This window comes from Streptomyces thermocarboxydovorans (assembly GCF_039524635.1).
GTDB lineage: Bacteria > Actinomycetota > Actinomycetes > Streptomycetales > Streptomycetaceae > Streptomyces > Streptomyces thermocarboxydovorans.
Genome location: NZ_BAAAGU010000043.1, coordinates 18,438 through 43,772 on the forward strand (window position 1 = coordinate 18,438; position 25,335 = coordinate 43,772).

Genomic DNA, 25,335 nt, shown 5'->3' on the forward strand with positions numbered 1-25,335 from the left:
ACATGGTCAAACTTTTCAGCGGTTGGCCATCAGGGTGACGGGTTGGGACCACCGAGTCCAAGGGGGACCGCCATGCCGCTTGTCGCCATCGCCCTCGCCGCCCTGGCCATCGGATTCGAGCAGTTCATCGAGTGGAAGTACGGCCCGATGGGCATCATCGCGTTCGTTGCCCTCGCGGTGGGCCTCAAGGCCCGCAACACCCTGATCAGCGGCATCGGCGCGGTCATCCTCGTGATGCTGCTCGCCCAGCCCGGCTGAGGCATCAGCCCTGCTGAGGGCATCAGCCCGCCTGAGGACACCCACAGACGTCTGGCCGGGCTCCCTTCCGGAGGGGAGCCGGGAGACCGGTCAGTCGGCACCACCGCACAACAACCACAACCACAACCAAAAACACAACTGAACAGCTCGCTACGGATGAGCGCCCACCCGCAGTCGTCGGAAGGAGGCAGTGAAGGAGCCAGAGCCGTTCAGCGCGCGAGCCGCGCTCAGAACACGTCCGGGCACCACGGTCGCCTGGAGGTACGCAGCAGGGCGTCGGCCTGACGGGCGGCGCCCGCTCGTTCTTCCCGCACCCGCCCCGCGGCCGCCAGCCGCACCGCCGACTCGTCCCCGAGCCACAGTGCCGCCAACTCGCCGACCTCCAGGCTGAGATCGGCGTTCGCATCGGTGGGCGTGCACGACCCCGCGCCGTCCTCGGACGCCTCCAGCCGGTACCGGCCCCCGGTCAGCCCGCCGCCGTCGGTCACCTCGAGCACCAGCGAGCCGGCCGCCTCGTACGTACGCGCCTCCAGGGCCCGTACGACATCCAGGATCCGCACCCACAGCCAGTCCGCCTGCGTGGTGACGGCGGCGGCTCGCGGGTCCGGCAGGAAGAGCGGAAGCAGGTCGTCGGGGGCACGGCCGCCGCTCTTGACCTTCACCACCCAGTCGATCGAGCACAAGTAGTGCCACAGAGCACGCTCGGCGGCCGGGCTCACCGCGATCAGCCAGCGCACGCTCGCCGTGTTCAGCGGCTGCTTGGCGTCACCCCAGTGATCGTCCACCGTGTAGGAGACCATGCCCTCGACCTCGCCGGAGGCCGAGCGGTACACCGCGTAGAACGGCTCGGTCCACGTGCCGTGGAACCGCAGCGCGCCGGTGTCCAGCTGCCACCACAGCTCGTCCCGGTCGATGACGCCGGGCCGGCTGCGGCGCAGCCGGTCGTGCAGCTCCGGGCCCAGCTTGCGCACGTCCTCGGGGTCGAGGAGGTCGACCCGGCCGCCGTCCTCCGGGCCCGCCCAGCGGGCGTCGAGCCCGGAGCGCGGCACGTCGACCGTCCACTCGGTCGTGGTGGTGGCGGGGCCGAAGCCGTAGCGGCCGTAGATCGGGTACTCGGCGGCGATCAGGGTGGCCACCACGTCCCCGCGCTCCTTCGCCGCCGCCAGGTCCTGCTCCATCATGCGGCTGAGCAGGCCGCGACGGCGGTGGGTGGGGGAGACGGTGACGCTGGAGACCGCGTCGGCCGGCACCGTCCGGCCGCCGACCGCGGTGAGCTCCTGCGGGAACGAACGGAACGTCGCCACACACCGTCCGGCGTCGAAGGCGCCGACCAGCCGGTGGGACGCGAACCGCTTCCGGCGCGCCTCGATCACCTCGTCGGAGCTGTGCGGCTCCCGCAGAAACCCGGTGTTCAGGGCCCGGTTCCAGTCGGCGAAACCGGTCTCGTCGACGGGGCGTACTTCGATGTCTGCGCGGGAGGTCATGGGCTCACGGTAGGTCGCGGAATCGGGCGGTGTCGCGCGGATTTACGGGGGACCGGAGCAGCCGGCGGGACCGGAGCAGCCGACGGGACCGGAGCATCTGGCGGGCCCCGAGCAGCCGGCGGACCCACCGGCCCTTCGGGGATCACCGCGGCTCAGAACGCCGCCCGGACCTCCCCCACCTCACGCCCGCCGCCCAGCAGGGGCGCCCGGCCGATCCGGTCCAGCACGGGGGCGTCCACGCCCAGCAGCCGCAGCGCCCGGGCCAGCACCGGCCCCAGGGCCCGTACCGCCCCGTCCTCCACCTTGAACGCCAGCGCGCGGCCGTCCGGCAGGGCGGCCGCCTGGACCGCCTCGGCGCCCACCTTGGACAGGGCGCCCGGTATCTCCCGCATCAGCCGGGTGTCGGCGCGGCGGGTGCCGGCGACGTACTCGGGGTGGGCGCGCATCGCGTCGGCGACCCGGCGTTCCGGCGTGCCGGGTTCGGCGAGGACGAAGGAGCGGTAGGCGCGGGCGAGTCCGGTGAGGCTGATGGCCAGGAGCGGGGCGCCGCAGCCGTCGGTGCCGGTGGCGGCCACCTTCTCGCCCGCGGCCTCCTCCACACTCCTGTGGATGAGCCGCTGCAGCGGGTGGCCGGGGTCGAGGTAGCCGTCCACCGGCCAGCCCCGCTGCACGCAGGCCGCCAGCATCGCGGTGTGCTTGCCGGAGCAGTTCATGGCCACCCGGCTGCGGCTGCCGCCCGCCGCGAGGTAGGTCTCCCGCTCCTCGGCGTCCAGTGGCAGGTCCGGCGGGCAGCCCAACTGCTCCTCGGCCAGCCCGTGCTCGGCCAGCATCTTGCGGACCAGGTCGCGGTGGAAGCTCTCGCCCGAGTGGCTCGCCGCGGCCAGCGCCAGCCGCTCCCCCGGCAGGTCGAGCCCCGCCCGGAGCATCCCGGCCGCCTGCATCGGCTTGTTGCAGGAGCGCGGGAACACCGGTGCCGTCACATCGCCGAGCGCCAGCCGCACCGAACCGTCCGCGTCCAGCAGCACCAGGCTGCCCCGGTGCCGCCCCTCCACGAACCCCGAGCGGACGACCTCGGCGAGCACCGGCGGTGCGGCGGCGGCGCCGGATATCGACAGCTGGGAGCCGGCGGATGCGGGGGACGTGGATGCGGACATCGGCGGTGGCCTCCGGAAGGACGAACGGACGGAGCCCGCCCGTCGCGGGGAGCCCGGGATCGCCGGGCCGGCTCCCGCCTCGGACGAGCTCAGACGAGCAGGTCGTCGACTTGCGCTTCTCCCTCACGGTACCGGCGGGCGATCTCCGCGCTGCAGTCGTCGGCGGTGCGCTGCAGCCGCTGCCGGCGCCGCGACACCTGCTGCTCGTACCGCACCAGCCGGCCCATCGCCGCGCGCAGCTCCCCGTCGGTGCGGGCGCTCAGGTCGGACAGCTCGACCTCGCCGAGCATGTCGGCGGCCAGCCTCCGGTACTCCTCGCTCTGTGGGGTGCCGAGCGTGACATGGCGGGCGGAGGAGCGCTGCCGGGCCGGGGTGTCCCGCAGGATCTCCGGCAGCCGCTCGACCACGGACGCCTCGGCCGGTGCGGCCACCGACGCCGAGCCCACCGGCGCCCGCCGGGTCAGCTCCGCGCGGAGGATGTCGATACGGCCCTGCAGCAGCCTCCGTACGTAGCTCAGGTCCGCCTCGTCGCGCTGGGCGTCCCGGCGCAGCGTGCGCAACTCGCTCAGGCTGAGCACGCTCAGATCGTGCTCGGGCGGCTCCTGCGGCAGCTCGGGGCTGTCCGTGCGCTGGGTGGGCGGGCGGTGGAACTCCCGTTCGCCCGCGCTCCCCTGGGTCAACGAGACAGCCCCAGGCGGCTGCCCGGTACCTGGTGTGCTCATGTGCCTCTACCGTCCCCTCGACCGGCGTGTGCCAAGCATCGTGCCACCCCAAGTGGTCGCTATGTGACCGAGTGGTCCCGATCAGCCCCAGATGGGGGTTAAGGAGTAAAAATAGCCCGACCGGGGCGGTGCCCCGACCCCGCTCGGGAGCCTGTTCGCCGAACGGCATGATGGTCGTATGCGAGCAGTGGTGCAGAGGGTGGACGGCGCGAGCGTCGTCGTGGACGGCGAGACGGTCGGGGCGATCGAGGGCGAGGGCCTGTGTGTCCTCGTCGGCGTGACCCACGAGGACACCAAGGAGAAGGCGGCGCAGCTCGCCCGCAAGCTCTGGACGATCCGGATGCTCAAGGACGAGCGGTCGTGCAGCGACGTCGACGCCCCGCTGCTGGTCATCAGCCAGTTCACTCTTTACGGCGACGCCCGCAAGGGGCGCCGTCCCACCTGGAACGCCGCCGCCCCCGGCGATGTGGCCGAGCCGCTGGTCGACGAGGTGGTGGCCCAGCTGCGCTCCCTGGGCGCGACGGTGGCCACGGGCCGCTTCGGCGCGCAGATGCGGGTGTCCCTGACCAACGACGGCCCGTTCACCGTGCTGCTGGAGATCTAGACCGCCGGAGATCCGGAAGGCGGGCGCTACGGCCTGTCGTTTGCCCTAAGGCTCGACGACCGTCTCCTGCGCCGCGGCCGTCTCCCCGGCGAGCAGCCGGGCGTCCACCGGGACGTTCCGCTTGACCAGTGCGAGGGCCACCGGGCCCAGCTCGTGGTGGCGTACGGACGTGGTGACGAAGCCGATCTTGCGGCCGTCGGGGCCGTCGTCCGCGAGCCGGATCTCGGTGCCCGGCGCCGGCAGATGGACCTCGCTGCCGTCCAGGTGCAGGAAGACCAGCCGGCGCGGCGGCTTGCCCAGGTTCTGCACCCGGGCGACGGTCTCCTGCCCGCGGTAGCAGCCCTTCTGCAGATGCACCGCGGTGCCGATCCAGCCCAGCTCGTGCGGGATGGTGCGGTGGTCGGTCTCGAAGCCGAGCCGCGGGCGGTGCGCCTCGACCCGCAGCGCCTCGTGGGCGAGGATCCCGGCGGGCGGGCCGGCCTGCCGGGCGAAGGACTCCAGGTCCTCACGGGGCAGGAACAGATCACGCCCGTACGGGGTCTCCCGTACGACCACGCCCTCGGGCGCCTCGGTGATCGAGCCGGCCGGCAGATGGACCACCGCGATGTCGGCGGTGCGGTCGGCGATCTCGACCCGGTAGAAGAACTTCATCGACTCCAGGTACGCGATCAGCGCGTCCTGGGTGCCGGGCTCCACATGCGCCCAGACCGTCTCCCCGTCGTCGACCAGATACAGGGCGTGCTCGATGTGGCCGTGCGCGGACAGGATCAGCGCCTCGGTGGCCTGGTGGGGAGGGAGTTCGGCGACGTGCTGGGTGAGCAGCAGGTGCAGCCAGCCGAGCCGCTCCGGACCGGAGACGGTGACGACCCCGCGGTGGGACAGATCGACGAAGCCGGTGCCGTCGGCGAGGGCACGCTGCTCACGGAACAGGTCGCCGTAGTGGGCGGCCACGCCTTCGTCCACGCCCTCGGCGGGGACGGCGCCGGGCAGGGTCAGCAGGGGGCTCTTCATATCCGTAAGCCTACGACTCGGTATGTGAATGCTTGAGCGAGCAGTCCTTGCACCGGCCGAAGATCGCGAAGTGCTTCATGTCCGTGTCGAAGCCGAACTCCTGCCGGAGCTTGGCGGTGAACTCGTCGGCCACCGACAGGTCCGCCTCGATCACGCTGGTGCAGTCCCGGCAGACCAGGTGGATGTGGTGGTGGCGGTCGGCCAGGTGGTAGGTCGGCGCACCGTGCCCCAGGTGCGCATGACTGACCAGCCCCAGCTCCTCCAGGAGCTCCAGGGTCCGGTAGACGGTGGAAATGTTGACCCCCGACGCCGTCTTTCTCACTTCCGCGAGGATGTCGTCGGGGGTCGCGTGCTCCAGGGTGTCCACTGCTTCGAGGACAAGCTGGCGCTGCGGCGTCAGCCGGTAGCCGCGCTGCCTGAGGTCGCTCTTCCAGTCGGTGCTCACCACACCGGAAAGTCTAGGCGTTGCGGCGGCGGAACCTACGGGGCCGGAACCACTCGGAACGGGACCGAACCGGTGCCGGAACCACTCGAAGCGATGCCGGAACTACTTGAAGAAGGCGATCCCGTCGTCCGGCATGTCGTCGGGCAGGGCCTTGGCCCAGCGCTCGACCTCCTCCGGGGTGACGGCCTTCTTCAGGTGCGCCGACATGTAGGGGCGCAGCGAGACCTCGGGGGTCTGCTTCTCGCCGACCCACATCAGGTCGCTCTTGACGTAGCCGTACAGCCGCTTGCCGCCGCTGTAGGGGCGGGAGCCGGCGGTGCGCGCCACCGCGTCGGTGACCAGGTCGATCTGCGGCTTCTTGTCGGCGAGCTCCCCGTACCAGATCTCGATGACGCCGTCGTCGCGGGTCATCGTCACCTCGACCTTGCGGTCGGAGTCGATCCGCCAGAAGCCGTGCTCCGACTCCAGCGGCCTGACCTTGTTGCCCTCGCTGTCGAGCACCCAGGTGTGCGAGCGGTACTCCAGGAAATCCCGGCCGTCGTGGGTGAAGGCGACCTCCTGCCCGAAATTGCACTTCTCGGAGCCGGGGAAGTCGTGCACGCCCGCGCCGGTCCAGTGGCCCAGCAGGAAGGCGAGCGGCACAAGATCCTTGTGCAGGTCGGACGGGATCTCGATCATGAGCAGTAGTTCCTAGCGTCGTTTCAGCGCTGGCCCTGGTACAGCTTCTTCACGGTCAGCCCGGCGAAGGCGAGCACGCCGACGGCAACCAGGACCAACAGAAGTTCGAACAAGAGTTCCACGGGGTGCTCCTTGAGCGGGGGTGCGGAAGATGTGCACAGGGCCGGACCCCAGCTTACGCGCCCGGGATCCGGCCCTCGGTGTGAGGTAGCTCCGCCCCCGGCGCGCTGGGAAGCCCGCATACGATGCGGGCATGGCGAAGAAGGTCGTGATCAAGGTGACCGCCGGGGCCGACGCCCCCGAACGGTGCTCGCAGGCGTTCACGGTGGCGGCGGTGGCCGCGGCCAGTGGAGTGGACGTCTCGCTGTGGCTCACCGGGGAGTCCGCGTGGTTCGCCCTGCCGGGCCGGGCCGCCGAGTTCGAGCTGCCGCACGCCGCCCCGCTGCCGGAGCTGCTGGAGTCCGTGCTGGCGGCCGGGCGGGTCACCCTGTGCACGCAGTGCGCCGCCCGCCGCGAGATCACGGAGAAGGACGTCATCGAGGGCGTGCGGATCGCGGGCGCCCAGGTCTTCGTGCAGGAGGCCATGGGGGAGGACACCCAGGCGCTCGTCTACTGACGCTCGTGCACAGGAGGGCCGCCCCGGTTACGGAGGCGGGCCGCCGGGGCGCTTCTTGCCGTCCAGCTCGTCCCACCACTCGTCGGACTGCGGATCGCCGGAGGGGTCGTCCCACCAGCGGTCGTCCGGGCCGCGCCGGTTGGCGATCATCGCGGCGAGCGGCGGGATGACCATGGCCACCACGCACATGCCGACGGCCACGGGCACGGACCACAGCCGCACCACGCCCCAGGCCAGGACGAACAGCGCGATGCACGTGCCCATCATGGCGAAGTAGATGCGGCGCCGGTGCGCGTACATACGACCAGCGTATGCCCGTCACCTGCGTGAAGCCGCGGGTGCGCACGCGGAAGGGCCGCACCCCAGATGGCGTCCAACCCACGGGGTGCGGCCCTTGCGCCGTCACCAGCCCTGACCAGGGGCTGCGTCTGTGTCAGACCGCGATCGCGACCTCGGCCAGCCCGCCCTTCTGGGCGACGACCGTGCGGTCGGCGGTGGCACCGGGCACCAGCGCGCGGACGGTCCACGTGCCCTCGGCCGCGTAGAAGCGGAACTGTCCGGTCGCGGACGTCGGGACCTCCGCGGTGAACTCGCCGGTCGAGTCCAGCAGACGGACGTAGCCCGTCACCGGCTCGCCGTCGCGGGTCACCTGACCCTGGATGGTGGTCTCACCCGGCTTGATCGTCGAGGCGTCCGGGCCGCCGGCCTTCGCACCGCACATGTCTTTCTCCTGAAGGGTTCTGAAAAGGTCGGTCGGGTTGGATCACTTGCCGGAGCCGAGCTCGATCGGCACGCCGACGAGGGAGCCGTACTCGGTCCAGGAGCCGTCGTAGTTCTTGACGTTCTCGACACCGAGCAGCTCGTGCAGCACGAACCAGGTCAGCGCGGAACGCTCACCGATGCGGCAGTAGGCGATGGTGTCCTTGGAGAGGTCGACGTCCTCCTCCTCGTAGAGCTTCTTCAGCTCCTCGTCCGACTTGAAGGTGCCGTCGTCGTTGGCGTTCTTGGACCACGGGATGTTCTTCGCGCTCGGCACGTGGCCCGGACGCTGCGACTGCTCCTGCGGCAGGTGGGCCGGGGCGAGCAGCTTGCCGGAGAACTCGTCGGGCGAGCGCACGTCGACCAGGTTCTGCGAGCCGATGGCGGCGACGACGTCGTCCCGGAAGGCGCGGATCGAGGTGTCCTGCGGCTTGGCCTTGTACTCGGTCTTCGGCCGCTCCGGCACCTCGTCGCCGGGCACCAGCTCACGGGCGTCCAGCTCCCACTTCTTGCGGCCGCCGTCGAGGAGCTTGACGTTCTCGTGGCCGTACAGCTTGAAGTACCAGTAGGCGTACGCCGCGAACCAGTTGTTGTTGCCGCCGTAGAGGATCACCGTGTGGTCGTTGGCGATGCCCTTCTCCGACAGGAGCTTCTCGAAGCCGGCCTGGTCGATGAAGTCGCGGCGGACCGGGTCCTGCAGGTCCTTGGACCAGTCGATCCGGATGGCGTTCCGGATGTGGTTCTTCTCGTAGGCGGTGGTGTCCTCGTCCACCTCGACGATGGCGATGGTCGGGTCATCCAGGTGGTCCTGCAGCCAATCGGCGTCGACCAGGACGTCGCTGCGGCTCATGCTCTCTCCTCCGGGGCAGTTGCGGCGGGGCGTGCGTGCGAAAAGGCGTGCACGGCCGTACGGGACCGGCACACGGGTGCCCTCATCCGGGCAGGGGGAATGCGAACGTCGGCGTCCGCTCAGAAGGTGCGACAGAGCATGGCGGCGACACGGCACAGGTCTACTGCCCGCCGCTTCGTGAGATCCGCCTGTCGCTTCATGGCCCCGATCGTAGGGAGCGTGAGGCGGGTGTGTCACCGGTGTGTCGCATGTTGAGATGCGATCGTCCGGATTGCGGGATGTGAAGCTCCTCGGGCCTGGCGCTCCGGGCCCGCGCCGCGCGTGTAGGGGTCGTCACATCTGCTCAGCGGACGCCGTCGTCTCATTTCCCGGACGCCGCACGTCAGCCGGACGCTTTCGGCCGCTTCCGCCCCGGAGACTTTCGGCTGCTTCCGCCCCGGAGACTTCGGCTGCTTCCGCCCGGGAGAAAGCATGCGCCGCGGCGGGACCTACCCAACCAGCCGGACCCCGGAACCCTTCACCGTGATGTGCACGCCGTCCTTGCCCGCCTCGACCTTGTCGAGCTTGATGCCGCCGGGCAGGCCGTCGATCTTCTGCTGGAAGTCGGTGATCTTCCGCACCCGCGACTCGGGCAGCGAGACCGAGCCGAACTTCGGCAGCGCGTCCGCCTTCACGCGCACCGTGTCGCCGTCCACCACCTTCACCGAGCTGAGCACGAACACCGGCTCGGGCAGCTTGGCGCCGAGCACGGTGGCCTCCACCCGTACCTTGATCTTTCCGTTGCCGCCGTCGGAGAGGCCGACGACGTTCGCGGTGACGCCCGGTGCGACCTGGGTGGGCTCGGACTTGGCGGTCTTCAGCAGCTCGTCGTAGGAGATCGTGGCGCTGCCGGTGGCCCTCTGCGCGGTGGCGGAGCTGTAGTCGCCGGAGAACTCCACGCCCTTCATGTCGGCGCGCAGATCGGCGATACGGATCCTCTGGGCGCCGTCACCGGTGCCGGCCTCGTAGTCCTGGATGCCGACCTCGACCTCGTCGAGGCTGCCGCTCGCCACCTGGGTGAGGAAGGGGAAGCCCTTGATGGACACGTCGGGCGTGGACGCGAGGTTCTCGCTCGTCCTCAGCCGGTCAGCGGCCTCGCCCTCGGCGAAGTTGACCGCGACCCGGTCGACGATCACGAAGAGACCGCCCAGGATCACAACGACGACGAGCAGTATTCGCAGTGCGCGCATGCGGTGCTTCCCCCACCAGGCTGACCCCGACGACCGGCCGGCCGCCCAGCGTGAGGGTAACTCCGTGCGGAAGGGGCGCCGCGAAATTGTCGATCATCTGTGACAACGGACGCGCCTCACGAGCCTCGCGGAGCATCTCCCGTCCGGGGCTCGTGGGCCTCGCAGGACACCCTCCGCCGAAGGGCGGCGGGCACGCCCGTGTCGCCGGTCGGAGGGGTCGCGAGGGCCGCGGGCACGCCCGTGTCGCCGGTCGGAGGGGGCGCGAGGGCCGCGGGCACGCCCGTGTCGCCGGTCGGGTGGCCGCGAGGGCCGCGGGCCCGTCCGTCGCGTCCCCTGGCGTCCGTCGCGTCCCCTCGCGTCCGCCGCGCCGTTCGCGGATCAGCCGGCGAGCCGCCCCAGCAGGTACACCGCCGGGGCCGCGGCCGCCAGCGGCAGGGCCACGCCCGCGGTGAAGTGCACGAAGCGGGAAGGGTAGTCGTAGCTCGCCACCCGGTGGCCGACCAGCGCGCAGACCGCCGCGCCCGCGCCCAGCAGCGCGCCCGGCGCCCCGCCCAGGTCCGTCACCGCTCCGGCCAGCGCCCCCGCGCCCGCCGCCGACGCCAGTGCGGCCAGCACACGGGCCGCCGCCGGCAGCGGCAGGGCCCGCGCCACGACGGCCGCCGCCACCGCGCTCGCCCCGGCCGACACCGCGGCCGTGTCCGCCGCGAGGTACCCGGACGCGACGATCGCCAGCGCCGCCGCCGCGACCGTGGCCGTCAGCCCGTACATCCGCTCGTCCGGGTCCGCGTGCGACCTCAGCTGGAGCACCAGCGACAGCAGCACCCAGACCCCGAGCGTGCCCAGGATCGCGGCGGGCGACCGGTCCGTGGCCAGCAGGGCCACGTCCGCCACCAGTGCGCCGAGGAACCCGAGGGCGATGCCCTGCCGGGCCGGCCACATGCCGTTCAGCCGGAACCAGCCCGCGGCCGTGACGCCCTGGAGGATCACCAGGGGCACCAGCAGCGCGTACGTGCCGAGCGCCGCGCCCCCGGCCAGCAGCAGGCCCAGGGCGGCGGTGAGCAGCGCGGGCAGCATCCCGGGCTCGATGATCGGCGAGCGCCCCTCGGCGCGGGCCCGCTGGGCGTCGGTGATCCGGGGGTTCCCGGCGAGCGTCGCGGGACCGTACTCGGGCACGTCGCCCACGGCGGCGGGACCCGGAGCCCCCGGAGCCGGAGCCGCCGGAGCCGGAGCCATGGCGGCCGGAGCCATGGCGGCCGGTGCGGGAGCGCCACCGGGCGGCGGGAACGCCGCCTCGCCGGGCATGGGCACCGGCCCGGGCCGTGCCGGGTCCTGCGGCGGCAGATACGCGGTCTCCTCCGCGGCGGCCGGCGGGACCGGCGGCTGGACGGACGTCTCCCAGGTCTGCCCCTGCCACTGCTGGGTGTGCCCCTGCTCGAAGCCGGGATCGTCGTACCCCGGCCAGGCGCCCATCCAGTGCCCCTGGCCCTGCCCCTGCCCCTGCCCCTGCCACGAGCCGTGGCCCTGGGAGGGCTGCGCCGGGTAGGAGTGCCCCGGGTGAGCCTGACCCTGGTAGCTCCGGCCCTGGCTCTGGTAGGGCTGCCCGTCGTACCGCTGTCCCTCGTACGGCTGGTTCGTCATCGCTCCGCTCACCCTCCCGCGAACGGCGGGAGCACCTCGACCGTGCCGCCCTCGGCCAGCCGTACCGTCTCGTGCGGGCGCTGCCCCGCGGGGTCACCGTCGATGAGGAACGAGCACCGCTGCAGCACACGCGTCAGCTCGCCCGGGTGCCGTTCGCGCACCGCGTCGAGCGCCTCGGCGAGCGTAGCCGCCTCGTACGGCTCCTCGGCCACCCCGGCCGCGGCCTTGGCGGCGGCCCAGTACCGCACCGTGACCTTTGCCATCTGCTGGTCCCAATCCCTTGACGGTGAACACCGTCAGGCTAGCCCGCCCGGCCGGCCGCCCAGTGCCCGATCCGGTGCAGCAGCTCCTCGGGCGCCGCGTTCTCCGCGTGCCCCATCTCCGGCTCCAGCCACAGTTCGCCGTGGTCACCGGCCGCCTCGGCCAGCATCCGGGGGTGGTCCAGCGGGAAGTAGCCGTCGCGTTCGCCGTGCACGATCAGCAGCGGCGTGGGCGCGATCCTGGGCACGGCCTCCACCGGGGACAGCGGCACCGGGTCCCACCGGCGCCGGTGGATGCGGGTGCGCAGCCCGTACCGGCCCACCAGCCGCCCGGCCGGCCGGGTCACCAGCCAGTGCAGCCGCCGCATCGGGGCGGTCCCCCGGTAGAACCAGCGCGCGGGCGCGCTCACCGAGACCACGGCGTCCGTGCCGCCGTCCAGCCCCGCGTGCCGCAGCACCACCGAGCCGCCCATGGAGAACCCGACCGTGGCCACGCGGCTGTGCCCCAGCTCCCGCACCCAGGCGACCACCGCCGCCAGGTCCAGCACCTCCCGGTCCCCGACGGTGGACAGCCCGCCCGAGGCCCCGTGCCCGCGGAAGGAGAACGTCGCCACGGCCCCGTGCCGCGCCAGGGCCCGCGCCACCCGGCGCACATGCGGCCGGTCCGCGTCCCCGGTGAACCCGTGGGCGACGACGAACGCCAGATCACGAGCGCCGGCGCCGGGCTCGTACCGGGCGTCGACCGACACACCGTCCGCCGTCCGCAGAAACGTACGGACGGGCACCCCGGTCAGGGATCCGCCCGCCGTCTCAGCATGCGGACGATGGGTGGAACGCGCCACCCGACCTGCCCGACCGGTACTCATGTCGGCTATTCTCGTGCGAAGAGGACTCGGGCAGCGAAGCCCCCGGGTCCTTTTGTGCTTTCGGAGCGTTGTATACGACGTGTACGACTCGGGCCTCGATCGCACGCAGCAGTGCCGCAAACGTCCTGGAAGGGACCGAGGAGGACCAGACGTTATGGGCGAGCGAACCGTGCACCACCATAGGACGACCCGAGCGGGTGAGACGCGATGAGCTCTCTTCTGCTCCTGACCAACGCCCTCCAGCCGTCGACGGAGGTGCTCCCCGCCCTCGGCCTGCTGCTGCACAACGTGCGGGTGGCCCCCGCGGAGGGCCCGGCCCTCGTCGACACCCCCGGCGCGGACGTCATCCTCATCGACGGCCGCCGCGACCTCCCCCAGGTGCGCAGCCTGTGCCAGCTGCTGCGCTCCACCGGACCCGGCTGCCCCCTCATCCTCGTCGTGACCGAGGGCGGCCTCGCCGCCGTCACCGCGGACTGGGGCATCGACGACGTCCTCCTCGACACCGCCGGCCCCGCCGAGGTGGAGGCACGCCTGCGGCTGGCCATGGGCCGCCAGCAGATCGGCAACGACGACTCGCCCATGGAGATCCGCAACGGCGATCTCTCGGTGGACGAGGCGACCTACTCCGCCAAGCTCAAGGGCAGGGTCCTCGACCTGACCTTCAAGGAGTTCGAGCTGCTGAAGTACCTGGCCCAGCACCCCGGCCGGGTCTTCACCCGCGCCCAGCTCCTGCAGGAGGTGTGGGGCTACGACTACTTCGGCGGCACCCGCACCGTCGACGTGCACGTACGGCGGCTGCGCGCCAAGCTCGGCCCCGAGCACGAGTCGCTGATCGGCACCGTGCGCAACGTCGGGTACCGGTTCGTCGCCCCGGAGAAGGTCGAGCGCGCCGCCGAGGAGGCCAAGGCCGCGGCCGAGCGCGAGAAGACCGGGAACGCCGGGAATCCCGGGAACCGCGGCAACGCGGACTCGGGCGCTGCGTCCGCCGCGGGCGCCGCCCCGGTGCGCACCAAGGCGTGAGCGAGGAAGCGTGCCGCACATAACCTCCCGTACGCCCTGCCCAGAACGGGTATATCCGCGTAGACTCCGCGCGTGGCCAAGGTGACTAGGGATGACGTGGCGCGGCTGGCGGGTACTTCCACCGCCGTCGTCAGCTACGTCATCAACAACGGACCCCGGCCGGTCGCCCCGGCCACGCGGGAGCGCGTGCTCGCCGCGATCAAGGAGCTGGGGTACCGGCCCGACCGCGTCGCGCAGGCGATGGCGTCGCGCCGGACGGACCTCATAGGCCTGATCGTGCCGGACGCGCGCCAGCCCTTCTTCGGGGAGATGGCGCACGCGGTCGAGCAGGCGGCGTCCGAGCGCGGGAAGATGGTGCTCGTCGGCAACTCCGACTACATCGGCGAGCGTGAGGTCCACTATCTGCGGGCCTTCCTGGGGATGCGCGTCTCCGGTCTGATCCTGGTCAGCCACGCGCTCAACGACCTGGCCGCCGCGGAGATCGACGCCTGGGACGCCCGGGTCGTGCTGCTGCACGAGCGCCCCGAGGCCATCGACGACGTCGCCGTCGTCACCGACGACCTCGGCGGCGCCCAGCTCGCCGTGCGCCACCTGCTGGAGCACGGCTACGAGTACGTCGCCTGTGTCGGCGGCACCGCGGAGACCCCCGCCGTCGGCGACCCGGTCTCCGACCACGTCGAGGGCTGGCGGCGGGCCATGGAGGAGGCCGGCGTCTCCACCGAGGGCCGGCTCTTCGAGGCCCCCTACAACCGCTACGACGCCTACGAGGTCGGCCTGGAGATCCTCTCCGGCCCGCAGCGCCCGCCCGCGATCTTCTGCTCCACCGACGACCAGGCGATCGGCCTGCTGCGCGCGGCGCGCGAGCTGCGCATCGACGTGCCCGGCGAGCTCGCCGTGGCCGGCTTCGACGACATCAAGGAGGCGGCGCTCACCGACCCGCCGCTGACGACGGTGGCCTCCGACCGCTCGGCGATGGCCCGTGCGGCGGTGGACCTGGTGCTCGACGACGGTCTGCGGGTGGCCGGGGCGCGGCGGGAGCGGCTGAAGGTGTTCCCGTCCCGGCTGGTGGTGCGCCGGTCCTGCGGCTGCGGCTGAGCCCGGTACAGGGACTGCGGCTGCGGCTGATCTCGGTACGGGCCTACGGCTGCGGCTGGGCCCGGTACGGGACTGCGGCTGCGGCTGACCTCGGCGACGGCCTCTCGAAGGCGCGCCCTTGGAATCGAAGGCGCGTCTTTACATCGGACATACGCCCTTCTGTCGCACTTCTCAAGTCGTCCTCAGACTGCTCTCATCGTCGGGCGCGACGCTCAGTGCCATGACGGACTACTCCTCTCCTGTGAATCCCGGCAGTCCCGTGAACACCGGCAGTCCCGTGAACCCCGAGTGGCCGCCGCCTCCGGCGTTCCCGCCCGGCCGGGCAGGTCAGTTCGATCATCCAGGTGAGCCCGGACCGTCCGGTCAGCCCGGGCAGCCGCGCCGGAAGCGCGCCCGCGGCCCCGTCTCCCTGCTCGCCGCCGTGGCGGTCGTCGCGGCGGCCGTCGGCGGGGGCACCGCCTACGGCATCCAGGAGCTCACCGGTACCGACACCGTCGCCTCCAGCTCCACCAGCACCAATGTGGTGCCGTCGAGCCAGAAGGGCACCGTGGCCGGTGTGGCCAAGGCGGTCAGCCCGAGCATCGTCGAGATCAGGGCCGCGACGAACGCGGGCACCTCCACCGGCTCCGGCGTGATCATCACCGGCGACGGCGAGATCGTCACCAACAACCATGTGATCGCCGGCGCCTCCTCGATCCAGGTGCGTACCAGCGACGGCAAGACCTACGAGGCGGAGGTCGTCGGCACCGACAGTTCCAAGGACCTCGCGCTGATCAAGCTGAAGGACGCCTCGGGTCTGCAGGCAGCGACCCTCGGCAACTCCGACGGCGTGCAGGTCGGCGACCAGGTCGTGGCGATCGGCTCGCCGGAGGGCCTGACCGGCACCGTGACCAGCGGCATCGTCTCCGCCCTCGACCGGGACGTCACCGTGTCCAAGGACGAGAGCCAGGGGCAGCAGCAGTGGCAGCAGGGCGACGGCTGGCCGTTCGAGTTCGGCGGCCGGGAGTTCAACGGCGACACCGGCCGGTCCACGACGACCTACAAGGCCATCCAGACCGACGCGTCCCTCAACCCCGGCAACTCCGGCGGCGCGCTGATCGACATGAACGGCAACATCATCGGGATCAACTCGGCGATGTACTCGCCGAAGGGCGTGGACTCCTCCGCCGCGGGCAGCGTCGGCCTGGGCTTCGCCATCCCGATCAACACGGTGAAGGCGGACCTGGCGAAGCTGCGCGCGGGCGCGACGGACTGAAGCCACGGACTGAGGGAGCGAAGGGGTCGCAGAAGGCCTCGGCAGAAGCCGTCGCAGGCCGGGAGCCCACCGCCTGGGCGGCCCCGCACCCCCGCCTGCGAGGCTCGTGCGAGGCTGAAGACCTCGAGTCTGGCACCTTTGGAACGTCGTCCCACGAGCGAGGAACCCGAGCCATGAGCCCCCTGTCGTCCGCTCCGTCCGCCGCCACGGAAGGCGACCGTGCCCCCCAGCGCATCCTGATCGTCGACGACGAGCCGGCGGTCCGCGAGGCGCTCCAGCGCAGCCTGGCCTTCGAGGGGTACGACACGGAGGTCGCCGTGGACGGCGCGGACGCGCTGGAGAAGGCGGCGGCGTACCGGCCCGACCTGGTGGTCCTCGACATCCAGATGCCGCGGATGGACGGCCTGACCGCCGCCCGCCGCATCCGGGGCTCCGGCGACACCACGCCCATTCTGATGCTGACCGCCCGGGACACGGTCGGGGACCGGGTGACCGGGCTGGACGCGGGCGCCGACGACTACCTGGTCAAGCCGTTCGAGCTGGACGAGCTGTTCGCCCGGATCCGGGCGCTGCTGCGCCGCAGCTCCTACGCGGCGGCGGTGGCCGCCTCGGCCGACTCCGGCGATGTGCTGACCTTCGCCGACCTGAGCATGAACCTGGCGACGCGGGAGGTGACGCGGGGCGAGAGGCAGGTGGAGCTGACCCGCACCGAGTTCAGCCTGCTGGAGATGTTCATGGCGCACCCGCGCCAGGTGCTCACCCGGGAACAGATCCTCAAGGCCGTCTGGGGCTTCGACTTCGAGCCGTCCTCCAACTCCCTCGACGTGTATGTGATGTACCTGCGCCGCAAGACCGAGGCGGGCGGCGAGCCGCGCCTGGTGCACACGGTCCGGGGCGTGGGCTATGTCCTGCGGCAGGGCGGCACGGAGTGAGCAGGCTCCTACGCCGGTTCCGCACGCTGCCGATCCGGGCGCGGCTGGCGCTGCTGGTGGCGGCGGCGGTGGCGTTCGCGGTGGCGGCGGTCTCGGTGACCTGCTGGTTCATCGTGCAGGGCAAGCTGTACGGGGAGCTGGACGAGGACCTTCAGGCGTCGGTGCCGCGGGCGCTGCCGGTCAGCCAGGTGCGCACCACCCTCGACGCCTGCCCTCAGTCACCGTCGGAGAGCCTCCCCTTCGGCGCCCGCGTCAACGGCTACGCCCAGATCGTGCACGCCGACGGCAGGGCCTGCCTGATCGGCAACTCGGCGGCGCTGGTGAAGGTGACGGACGACGACCGGGCCGTGGCCCGCGACCCGGTGATCGGCGAGGGCTCCATCCGCAACGGCACCGACAGCGAGGGCAACCGGGTGCGGGTCCTCACCACGGCTCTGTCCGTCGAGGACCCGGACGCCGGCCGCTACACCGCCGACGACCTCGCCCTGCTCATTGCGGTCCCGCTGGACAGCACGCGCTCCACCCTCAACGAGCTGGCCCTGCTGCTGCTCCTGGTCTCCGGCGTCGGCGTGCTCGGCTCGTCCGCCGCCGGCCTCGCCGTGGCCCGCGCCGGTCTCCGCCCCGTCGACAAGCTCACCGAGGCCGTGGAGCACGTGGCCCGCACCGAGGACCTCGACATCCGCATCCCTGTGGAGGACGAGTCGGAGGACGAGATCGCCCGCCTCTCCCGCTCCTTCAACTCCATGACCTCCGCCCTCGCCAGCTCCCGCGACCTGCAGCAGCAGCTGATCGCCGACGCCGGCCACGAGCTGCGCACCCCGCTGACGTCGCTGCGCACCAACATCGAACTCCTCACCCGCAGTGAGGAGACCGGCCGCCCCCTCCCCGCGGCCGACCGCAAGGCGCTGCTCGCCTCCGTCAAGGCGCAGATGACCGAACTCGCCGCTCTCATCGGCGACTTGCAGGAACTCTCCCGCCCCGAGGTGGGCCAGCACTCCCCCCGCACCCAGATCGTCGCCTGGCAGGACGTCGTCGACTCGGCCATCGGCCGAGCCCGGCTGCGCGGCCCCGAACTGGCCATCACCGCGGACCTGAACCCCTGGTACGTCCGCGCCGAGCCCGCCGCGCTGGAGCGCGCCGTGGTCAACATCCTCGACAACGCGGTGAAGTTCAGCCCCGAGGGCGGCACCATCGACGTCCGCCTCGCCGACGGCGTCCTCACGGTCCGCGACCACGGCCCCGGCATCCCCGCCGACGAACTCCCCCACGTCTTCGACCGCTTCTGGCGCTCCCCCAGCGCCCGCGCCCTGCCCGGCTCCGGCCTCGGCCTCTCCATCGTCGCCCGCACCGTCCGCCAGGCAGGCGGCGAGGTCACCCTGACCCCGGCCCCCGACGGCGGCACCATCGCCACCATCCGCCTCCCGGGCGCACCTACCCCGCCTCCGGCGGAGACGCCGTAGTCAGCTGCCCGGCCGCTGTTCGCCCCGTGCGCTCATCAGCTCGCGCAAACGGGTCCACGCACCGGGGTCCGTTCCGTCGCCCAGCCGGTGGTGGCGTACCGCCTCGTCTGTGTCGGCAACACTGAACGTGACGGGGACGGCCGGTGGTTCGAGGCGGGCGGGGACCGTGAGGTCGCGGCGGGCGGGCCGCAGGCAGGTCAGCAGGCTGACCAGCCCGTGCTCGGCGTGCAACTCGGCCGCCAGCTTCTCGATCCGCTCGAACGGCACGCTCTCGCCGGCGCCGTAGCCGAAGGTGACGGTGATGTCCTCCTCGACGCCCGCGGTCGTCCGCAGCACCCTCACGGTGGCCAGGGCCGGACGGTCGGGCCGCCCCACGGCGATCAGCCACGCGCAGCTCGATACGGGTGCCGAACATCGGCTGGGTGGCGATGCGGACGTCGTTCCAGCGCAGCATGCCCGCCACGACGTGGATGCCGTAGCCGCCGCCGCGCTTGAGGAGATCGGCGATCGGGTCGTCGAGGTCGGCGAACTCGTCGCGCAGGGCACCGAATCCGTCGACGAGCAGGACGACGTCGGTGGAGCCCGCTTCGGGCAGCTCGCCCTGGGCGCGCAGTCGCCGGAACCGGTCCACGGAGTCGATGCCGTGCTCGCGGAAGAGTTCCTCGCGCCGGGCCAGCAGGGCGCGCACCTCGGCGACCGTACGGGCAGCCCGCTCGTGGTCCGCGCGTCCTGCGATCCCGCCGACGTGCGGCAGTTCGGCCAGCGCGGCCAGGCCGCCACCGGCCAGGTCGAGGCCGTAGACGGCGATGTCGTGCGGCGTGTGGGTGAGCGCCAGGGAGAGGGTGAGGGTGCGCAGCAGGGTCGTCTTGCCGGACTGCGGGCCGCCGATGACGGCGATGTGCCCGCCGGCCACGGTCAGGTCGAGCAGCCACGGCTCCTGCCACTGGCGGGCCGGGTCGTCGAGGATGCCGAGCGGGACCCGCAGGCCGCCCTGCGCACGGTCGAGACGCAGCCCGTGGGGTCCTGCCCGCAGGGGACCGGCCACCTGATCGAGGGTGGTGGCGTGGGCAGCGGAGGCAGCCAGATGCGGCGCACGGGAGGAGCCGCGGTGGCCAGCTGGTCGACCATGACGGACAGGACTGTGGGCCCCGTCTCGCGTGCCGCGACCACGGGTTCCTCGTCGGGGGCCGCCGGGTCCTCGGGTGTGCTGTACGCGGGATACGGCAGGACGGACGGCTCGTCGGCCGTGTCGTCGCGCAGATCCGGGCCACGGTAGGCGCCGGAGACGTAGCCGGCCTTGAAGCGCTCGTAGGTCGAGGTGTCGACCTTCAGATAGCCGAAGCCCGGCAGCGGCGGCAGATGGAAGGCGTCGGTGGTGTCGAGGACCGTACGGGACTCGTCGGTGGAGAAGGTGCGCAGACCCAGCCGGTACGACAGATAGGTGTCCAGGCCCTTGAGTCTGCCGCCCTCGATGCGCTGGCTGGACAGCAGCAGGTGGACGCCGATCGACCGGCCGATGCGGCCGATGGACAGGAACGGGTCGATGAAGTCCGGCTTTGCGGTGATGAGTTCGCCGAACTCGTCGATCCACCTGGCCGCCCAGGATCGCGGCCGGCGAGGTGCGGGAGGCGGCACGCCTTCAGCCAGGTCAGCGGGCTGCGCCCGTGTGCGTCTCGCCTCTTGGGAAGGGGACGGGCGCTGTCAGTCCCCACCCCTACGGTGGGCCGCATGAGTTCTTCGCTGAGCGTCTACCTGCTGGATGTCGCCGCCACCCGGGCACTCGTCGGTTCCCGTGACGAGCGGTCATCGGGTTCCGGTCATGAGAGCCCCGGACAGGTCATGAGAACCCTGGATGCAGGGAGTTGAACAAGTCCGCTTTTCAACGGACGATATGGCGCAATCGTGGCTGGCACGGAGGCCCCGGGGCTTCATAGCTTTGCCCCCGACCACGCTCATGCTGAACGCATACGAGCAAGGGGGAAACGAGTGAAACCGTCAGTGAGAAATCTGCTGAGAACCTCGGCCGTTCTCGGCGGTGCCGCACTCCTGGCCATCACCACCGCCACGTCGGCGTCGGCCGTCACCACCGTCAGCCACGGCTCGGACCGTGCCCAGGCCACGCAGTACTCGATGCGGGCCTTCGACGGTGAGCGCGACGGCAACGGGGTCTACGCCGACGCCTACCTGGCCAACGGTGCGCATGTCTCCCAGTGGGACGGCAACGGGGCCAAGGGCGACTGGGGTCCCTGGGCCACGTACAACTCCCCGATCAAGCAGTTCCGGGTCTGCGAGGACCATGTGGGCTGCTCCGGCTGGGTCTACTGGCCGAGATGAGCCGGGGAGCCGGGGAAAGGCACGGTAAGAACTCGGCACAGCGAGGACAGGGCAGCGGCGGCGCCGGAAGGGATTCCGGCGCCGCCGTTCGTCCTGCGATGCGCTCCCGGCCAGAGGCCCGGCCGTTCTACAGCAGCTGTGCCGAGGCGAAGCCGGCCAGCAGAACGGACGTGCCGCCGATCTCTGTGATGATCAGCGCCTCACGCACTCCGCGCAGGATGGGTTTCAGGTCGCGCATCTGGTTGTCGGTGCGGGCCTGGATTCCCAGCCGGACGTAGTTCGTGATCGTCACGGTGAACATGCCGATGACAGCGGCAGCGGCGACGATGTTCACGGCGGACGGCCAGCCCGACAGCTCGACGAGCGGTGCGATGATGGCCGCGATCGCGAACGAGTACATCAGTCCGGCCTGGTGCGCCACATCGACGTAGCGGTGTGCCCTGCCGTCCGGGGACGTGATCGACTGCTGCCACTTCCACACGCCGATCACCAGTGCTGCGACGAAGTACAGGCCTGCGGCGAAGAAGACCCAGGCTGTCTCCTGGCGGATCATTCGAGCCTCCGAAGGCGTGAAAGGGAGCCGCCTGCACTCGGGGCGGGCAGCTCCGTCCGGCGTGCTGCAGACCTCATCCCTTGAGCCAGTTCAGGAACTGGCTCCACCGTCCTCCGCCCTTGCGTGCCGGGCCGCTCTGCCCGGCGTCCGCGTCGGCAGGAGCAGGGGCAGAGGCGGAGGCGGAGGCGGAGGCATGTGCCGGGCCGGGCGCCGGTAGGGCGGTGAAGCGGGCCGGGAACGCGGTGAGACCGCGGGTGAAGGGCCCGGGCCGCCACGTCAGGCTCTCCTCGGGAACAGCGGGCGTGATGTCGGGGATCTTGTTGAGGAGGTTCTCGACTGCGGTCACCGTGATCTGCCGGGCCGGCTCCTTGGAGGGGCAGCTGTGCGGGCCGGCGCTCCACGACAGGTGGGAGCGGTTGCCCCTGCCGGACTGCCGTGCGGCGGCCAGCGAGGGGCTGCTGTTGGCGGCGGCGAAGCTGACCAGGACCAGGTCGCCCGCCTGGAGTTTGTGGCCGGCGAACTCCATGTCCATGGCGGGGTAGTGGGGCGCGAGGTTGGGCACCGGGGGGTTGTCCCACAGGGTGTCCTCCATCGCCTCGTCGACGAGTCCGCCCTGGTGGGCGTACTCGTCGTGGGTGAGGATGCGGTGCAGCGTGTTGCCGATCATGTTGCGCAGCGGATCGGTGCCGGCCCCCAGCAGCAGGGAGAGCTGGTAGACCATCTCCTCGTCGGTCAGGGCGGCCTCGTGCTGCATCAGCCATGAGGCGACATCGTCGCCGGGGCGGCGGCGCTTGAGCGCCACCAGCTCGCCCACGGCGCCGAACAGCACGTCGGCGGCCCGCTCGGCGTTGATGCCGTCGAACATCCCGGAGATGCCGAACAGCACCCGGTCGCCGATGTCGGCCGGGCAGCCGAACAGCTCGTTGAAGACGAACAGCGGGAGCTGCTTGGCGTAGTCGGCCATCAGGTCCGCGGAGCCTCGGGAGGCGAACTGGGAGATCAGGTAGTCGGAGACCTGAGTGGTGGAGCGGGCCAGCTGGGCGCCGTCCACGCGGGCCATGGTGTCGGTGATGGCCTGGCGCAGACGCAGGTGCTCGGCGCCGTCGCTGAACATGGCGTTGGGCCGGTACGCGAGCAGCGGCACGACGGGGCTGTCCGGGGGGATCAGCCCCTCGTTGAAGGCCCGCCAGTGGCGCGCGTCCTTGCGGAAGGAACGGCTGTCGTGGAGCAGGTTCAGCGCCGTGGCGTAGTCGGTGACGAGCGTGGCGTCGACGCCGGGCGCGAGTTCGACGGGGGCGGTGGGGCCGAAGTGCCGCAGGTAGGCGTAGTACGCCTGCGGGTTGGCCGCGAACTCCGGCCCGTACAGAGGTATCCGCCCGTGAGCGGGGCATCCGGGCGGGGGCACCGGAGCGGGGGTGTTGGCGTCCATGAGGGCTCTCTTGCTCCTGTAGGGCGCGGTCCTGGCAGCGGACCGGGGGTGAGTTTTCTGGACGACGGTGGTCCGTCGAGTCGCAGATTACGGCGTGCCGCCGCCGCGCAGGCGAGGGTGTGTCACTTCCTGAGCCAGTTGAGAAGGCGGACCACATCCCTGAACTGCAGTGCGGACGCCGCTCATTGGCGTGGTCGCCCTGGTTGGGCTGCGGGGCCGGCGGCGGTGCGACGTGCGGCTCCCGGGTGCGCGCGATGCCGGAGTTGGCAGCGGCAAAGCTGACCAACACCAGATCACCCGCGGCCAGCTTCCGGCCGGCCGGCATCCGGTCGCCGGACGGGTAATGCGGCGCGAGGTTCGCGATGGGCGGGTGTATGTGTTCCTCGGAGAACGGGTCCAACACGGTGCGGAACCGGAGCAAGCGTCCGTCGTCGGCCCTCTTCGGCGTCCCCGCGCCGGCGTGCACAGGGACGCGAGCGGCCGTCAGGCGGGCCTGACGGACCCGGCGGCGGCAACCCGGGGAGCCGCAAGCGGCCGGCCGTGCCGATGACAGGGCAGCGCCCTCGACGGGACCGCCGCATCGGACGAGACCGGCGCGGAGGAAGTCCTCCGCCCCGGTTTCCTCCGGCGGTCGGTCTCGTCGAGGGCGCCAGGGGTTTCGTACGGTCGCCCCGCGGAATGCGGGAATACTGGTCTTCCCGTGCGACGGGAGCGAGTTGATGCGAGCTAGTTCACGACGGTGATCCGGTCGGCCTTCGGCGGGTCGATCGGGTCCGTGGGCGAGGAGTTGGCCGTCAGGTACTGCTCGAGTGCCTTCAGATCGTCGTCGCCGACCAGGGGGTTGGTGCCCTTGGCCAGGGTCGGGAAGCCGTCGCCGCCGCCCGCGAGGAAGCTGTTCATCGCGACGCGGTAGGTGGCGGACTCGTCGATCGGCCGGCCGTTGAGCCTGATGGAGTCGGTGACGACGCGGTCGGCGCCCGACTTCGTCAGGTCGAGGGTGTAGGTGAAGCCGTCCGAGACCTGGAGGATCTTCGGCGCGGCCTCGTTGGCGCCGCTCACCTGCTCCTTGAGCACCTGGATGAGCTGGGCGCCGGTGAGGTCCTGGAGGTTGACGGTGTTGGCGAACGGCTGGACCGTGAACGCCTCGGCGAAGGTCACCACGCCGTCGCCCTCACCGGATTTGGCCGCGTAGGTCAGCGGGGCCCGGATGCCGCCGGGGTTCATCAGCGCCAGGTCGGCCTCGGCGTCCAGCGTCTTGGCGTACGTCAGCTGGGCGTCGGCGATCAGGTCGCCGAGCGGGGACTCGGTGCCGGTGTTGCCGATGTCGGCGGAGATGTGGCCGACGGGGCGGTTGCCGATCGGGGCGGCCAGGGTGTTCCACTTGTCGATCAGCTCGGTCATGTCCGCCGCCTTGGCGACGTCCCGGGTGACCACGTGGTTGGCGGACTTCACGGCCGTGCGCACGATGTCGCCGGTCGCGCGGTCGTAGGTCAGCGTGGTGTCGGTGTAGAGGCGGCCGAAGGACGCGGCCGAGGTCACCATGCGGGGCTTGCCCGCCGGGTCGGGGACGGTGCAGACGTAGGCCGCGTGGGTGTGGCCGGTGACCAGCGCGTCCACCTCGGAGGTGACGTTCTTGGCGATGTCGGTGATCGGGCCGGAGATGCCGTCGCCCGCCCCCGGGGAGTCGCAGTCGTAGTTGTACGACGTCGACGCCGGGAAGCCGCCCTCGTGGATGAGCGCCACGATGGACTTCACGCCCTTGCGGCGCAGCTCCTTGGCGTACTTGTTGATCGTCTCGACCTCGTCCTTGAAGGACAGGCCCTTGACGCCCTCCGCCGAGACGATGTTCGGGGTGCCCTCCAGGGTCACGCCGATGAAGCCGACCTTGACGCCCTGCTTCTTCCACACCCAGTAGGGCTTGAGGATGGGCTTCTTGGTCTTCTCGTCCAGGACGTTGGCGGCCAGGTACGGGAAGTCGGCGCCCTTGAACTTCTTGTCGCTGTAGCAGCCGTCCGTCGGGTGGCAGCCGCCCTTCTGCAGCCGGCTCAGCTCCTTGGCGCCCTCGTCGAACTCGTGGTTGCCGACGGAGGTGACGTCCAGGTCGAGCTTGTTGAGCGCCTCGATGGTGGGCTCGTCGTGGAAGAGGCCGCTGATGAGCGGGGAGGCGCCGACCATGTCGCCGCCGGCCGCGGTGATGGAGTAGCGGTGGCCCTTGCGGGCCTCGCGCAGATGGGTGGCGAGGTACTCGGCGCCGCCCGCGTCGATGGTCTTCGTGGTGCCGTCCGGCTGGAGTTCGGTGACCCGGCCGGAGGAGCCGGTCGGGGGCTCCAGGTTGCCGTGCAGGTCGTTGAAGGAGAGGAGCTGGATGTCCTGGTAGCGGCCGGGGTGGCCGTGCCTGCCCTGGTTCGCGTGCTGCTCGCCCGCGTTGGCCGACCCGGGCAGGGCCGCCGCGGCCAGCGCGCCGGCGGTGAGGACTCCGGCGGCGGTCGCGAGAAGACGGTTGGTACGGCGTCTGCGGCGCGGGTGCGCCGGGGATGTGGCTGGCATACGCCCCCCTGAGGGTCTGAGTGGGTCCGGGCGCAGCCTAGAGTCAACGCGCGTAGCGCGGCAGGGGTTTCGGGGTTACATCCCGGTTTATCTTTCGCCGGCCGCGGCCGGCGGATTTCCCGGCGGGCGATACCGT

27 protein-coding genes and 1 pseudogene are annotated in these 25,335 nt (G+C 71.6%); 9 read left to right on the forward strand and 19 right to left on the reverse strand.

The window, feature by feature from the left end; translation table 11 throughout:
• Positions 1-72 precede the first annotated feature (72 nt).
• Complete coding sequence (locus ABD198_RS20340) at positions 73-258, forward strand: hypothetical protein (protein WP_344003787.1); 186 nt, start codon at positions 73-75, stop codon at positions 256-258.
• Between the two features lie 227 nt (positions 259-485).
• Here ABD198_RS20340 and ABD198_RS20345 read toward each other — a convergent pair whose 3' ends face one another.
• From ABD198_RS20345 to ABD198_RS20355, 3 genes are all read right to left on the reverse strand, one after another.
• The gene (locus ABD198_RS20345) at positions 486-1,742 is read right to left on the reverse strand and encodes a GNAT family N-acetyltransferase (RefSeq protein ID WP_344003790.1); all 1,257 of its coding nucleotides are present in this window, start codon (positions 1,740-1,742) and stop codon (positions 486-488) included.
• 152 nt (positions 1,743-1,894) lie between these two features.
• Entirely contained in the window at positions 1,895-2,896 is a 1,002-nt protein-coding gene (locus tag ABD198_RS20350) for an asparaginase (protein ID WP_344003793.1), read from the reverse strand.
• 89 nt (positions 2,897-2,985) lie between these two features.
• Positions 2,986-3,618: an RsiG family protein gene (locus ABD198_RS20355; protein ID WP_344003796.1), complete on the reverse strand. Its 633-nt coding sequence runs from the start codon at positions 3,616-3,618 to the stop codon at positions 2,986-2,988.
• A gap of 178 nt (positions 3,619-3,796) precedes the next feature.
• On the opposite strand from ABD198_RS20355, the gene dtd reads away from it, so the two are divergent.
• Entirely contained in the window at positions 3,797-4,222 is a 426-nt protein-coding gene (dtd, locus tag ABD198_RS20360; protein ID WP_344003799.1) for a D-aminoacyl-tRNA deacylase, read from the forward strand.
• A gap of 45 nt (positions 4,223-4,267) precedes the next feature.
• Here dtd and ygfZ read toward each other — a convergent pair whose 3' ends face one another.
• The 3 genes from ygfZ to ABD198_RS20375 all read right to left on the reverse strand — a co-directional run bounded on the left by ygfZ (position 4,268) and on the right by ABD198_RS20375 (position 6,356).
• Positions 4,268-5,233: a CAF17-like 4Fe-4S cluster assembly/insertion protein YgfZ gene (ygfZ, locus tag ABD198_RS20365; protein WP_344003802.1), complete on the reverse strand. Its 966-nt coding sequence runs from the start codon at positions 5,231-5,233 to the stop codon at positions 4,268-4,270.
• 10 nt (positions 5,234-5,243) lie between these two features.
• On the reverse strand, positions 5,244-5,681 hold the full coding sequence (locus ABD198_RS20370; RefSeq protein WP_344003804.1) for a Fur family transcriptional regulator: 438 nt from the start codon (positions 5,679-5,681) through the stop codon (positions 5,244-5,246).
• A 99-nt stretch (positions 5,682-5,780) separates the two neighbouring features.
• Complete coding sequence (locus tag ABD198_RS20375; RefSeq protein WP_344003807.1) at positions 5,781-6,356, reverse strand: heme-binding beta-barrel domain-containing protein; 576 nt, start codon at positions 6,354-6,356, stop codon at positions 5,781-5,783.
• 253 nt (positions 6,357-6,609) lie between these two features.
• Between ABD198_RS20375 and ABD198_RS20380 the strand changes: the two genes are divergently transcribed.
• On the forward strand, positions 6,610-6,972 hold the full coding sequence (locus tag ABD198_RS20380; RefSeq protein ID WP_344003810.1) for a DsrE family protein: 363 nt from the start codon (positions 6,610-6,612) through the stop codon (positions 6,970-6,972).
• A gap of 27 nt (positions 6,973-6,999) precedes the next feature.
• On the opposite strand, the gene ABD198_RS20385 is transcribed toward ABD198_RS20380, so the two are convergent.
• The 8 genes from ABD198_RS20385 to ABD198_RS20415 form a co-directional block, all read right to left on the reverse strand.
• Positions 7,000-7,272, reverse strand: coding sequence for a DUF3099 domain-containing protein (locus tag ABD198_RS20385; RefSeq protein ID WP_344003813.1), 273 nt, complete (start codon positions 7,270-7,272; stop codon positions 7,000-7,002).
• 133 nt (positions 7,273-7,405) lie between these two features.
• On the reverse strand, positions 7,406-7,693 hold the full coding sequence (locus ABD198_RS20390) for a DUF1416 domain-containing protein (RefSeq protein ID WP_028421436.1): 288 nt from the start codon (positions 7,691-7,693) through the stop codon (positions 7,406-7,408).
• A gap of 42 nt (positions 7,694-7,735) precedes the next feature.
• Positions 7,736-8,581 carry a sulfurtransferase gene (locus ABD198_RS20395; protein WP_344003822.1) on the reverse strand — a complete coding sequence of 282 codons (846 nt, stop codon included), beginning with the start codon at positions 8,579-8,581 and terminating at the stop codon, positions 7,736-7,738.
• 119 nt (positions 8,582-8,700) lie between these two features.
• Complete coding sequence (locus ABD198_RS30745; protein WP_350310325.1) at positions 8,701-8,781, reverse strand: putative leader peptide; 81 nt, start codon at positions 8,779-8,781, stop codon at positions 8,701-8,703.
• 288 nt (positions 8,782-9,069) lie between these two features.
• Entirely contained in the window at positions 9,070-9,810 is a 741-nt protein-coding gene (locus ABD198_RS20400) for an LmeA family phospholipid-binding protein (protein WP_344003825.1), read from the reverse strand.
• A 378-nt stretch (positions 9,811-10,188) separates the two neighbouring features.
• Positions 10,189-11,448 carry a hypothetical protein gene (locus tag ABD198_RS20405; RefSeq protein WP_344003828.1) on the reverse strand — a complete coding sequence of 420 codons (1,260 nt, stop codon included), beginning with the start codon at positions 11,446-11,448 and terminating at the stop codon, positions 10,189-10,191.
• 8 nt (positions 11,449-11,456) lie between these two features.
• Complete coding sequence (locus ABD198_RS20410; RefSeq protein WP_344003831.1) at positions 11,457-11,711, reverse strand: MoaD/ThiS family protein; 255 nt, start codon at positions 11,709-11,711, stop codon at positions 11,457-11,459.
• A 38-nt stretch (positions 11,712-11,749) separates the two neighbouring features.
• Complete coding sequence (locus ABD198_RS20415) at positions 11,750-12,574, reverse strand: alpha/beta hydrolase (protein WP_344003833.1); 825 nt, start codon at positions 12,572-12,574, stop codon at positions 11,750-11,752.
• A gap of 207 nt (positions 12,575-12,781) precedes the next feature.
• On the opposite strand from ABD198_RS20415, the gene ABD198_RS20420 reads away from it, so the two are divergent.
• From ABD198_RS20420 to ABD198_RS20440, 5 genes are all read left to right on the forward strand, one after another.
• Positions 12,782-13,594 carry a response regulator transcription factor gene (locus ABD198_RS20420; protein WP_344003836.1) on the forward strand — a complete coding sequence of 271 codons (813 nt, stop codon included), beginning with the start codon at positions 12,782-12,784 and terminating at the stop codon, positions 13,592-13,594.
• Between the two features lie 72 nt (positions 13,595-13,666).
• Positions 13,667-14,689, forward strand: a complete 1,023-nt coding sequence (locus tag ABD198_RS20425) for a LacI family DNA-binding transcriptional regulator (protein ID WP_344003839.1) — start codon at positions 13,667-13,669, stop codon at positions 14,687-14,689.
• 220 nt (positions 14,690-14,909) lie between these two features.
• Positions 14,910-15,944 (forward strand): S1C family serine protease, encoded by a 1,035-nt coding sequence (locus ABD198_RS20430; RefSeq protein ID WP_344003843.1) that lies wholly within the window; start codon positions 14,910-14,912, stop codon positions 15,942-15,944.
• A 173-nt stretch (positions 15,945-16,117) separates the two neighbouring features.
• Positions 16,118-16,876: a response regulator transcription factor gene (locus ABD198_RS20435; protein ID WP_344003846.1), complete on the forward strand. Its 759-nt coding sequence runs from the start codon at positions 16,118-16,120 to the stop codon at positions 16,874-16,876.
• Positions 16,873-18,336, forward strand: coding sequence for a sensor histidine kinase (locus ABD198_RS20440; RefSeq protein WP_344003849.1), 1,464 nt, complete (start codon positions 16,873-16,875; stop codon positions 18,334-18,336). The genes ABD198_RS20435 and ABD198_RS20440 overlap by 4 nt, the downstream gene beginning before the upstream one ends.
• Here ABD198_RS20440 and ABD198_RS20445 read toward each other — a convergent pair whose 3' ends face one another.
• On the reverse strand, positions 18,337-18,711 hold the full coding sequence (locus ABD198_RS20445; protein ID WP_344003944.1) for a DUF6177 family protein: 375 nt from the start codon (positions 18,709-18,711) through the stop codon (positions 18,337-18,339).
• Positions 18,695-19,923, reverse strand: a pseudogene (locus ABD198_RS20450) (FtsK/SpoIIIE domain-containing protein); the annotation flags it as partial. The pseudogene ABD198_RS20450 and the gene ABD198_RS20445, both read right to left, overlap by 17 nt.
• Positions 19,924-20,334: 411 nt before the next feature.
• Between ABD198_RS20450 and ABD198_RS20455 the strand changes: the two are divergent.
• Complete coding sequence (locus ABD198_RS20455; protein WP_344003852.1) at positions 20,335-20,670, forward strand: hypothetical protein; 336 nt, start codon at positions 20,335-20,337, stop codon at positions 20,668-20,670.
• 127 nt (positions 20,671-20,797) lie between these two features.
• On the opposite strand, the gene ABD198_RS20460 is transcribed toward ABD198_RS20455, so the two are convergent.
• The 3 genes from ABD198_RS20460 to ABD198_RS20470 all read right to left on the reverse strand — a co-directional run bounded on the left by ABD198_RS20460 (position 20,798) and on the right by ABD198_RS20470 (position 25,199).
• On the reverse strand, positions 20,798-21,223 hold the full coding sequence (locus ABD198_RS20460; RefSeq protein WP_344003855.1) for a hypothetical protein: 426 nt from the start codon (positions 21,221-21,223) through the stop codon (positions 20,798-20,800).
• A gap of 73 nt (positions 21,224-21,296) precedes the next feature.
• The gene (locus ABD198_RS20465) at positions 21,297-22,652 is read right to left on the reverse strand and encodes a cytochrome P450 (RefSeq protein WP_344003859.1); all 1,356 of its coding nucleotides are present in this window, start codon (positions 22,650-22,652) and stop codon (positions 21,297-21,299) included.
• 726 nt (positions 22,653-23,378) lie between these two features.
• A complete protein-coding gene (locus ABD198_RS20470; protein WP_344003861.1) occupies positions 23,379-25,199 on the reverse strand; it encodes a bifunctional metallophosphatase/5'-nucleotidase in 1,821 nt (606 codons plus the stop codon).
• Positions 25,200-25,335 lie beyond the last annotated feature (136 nt).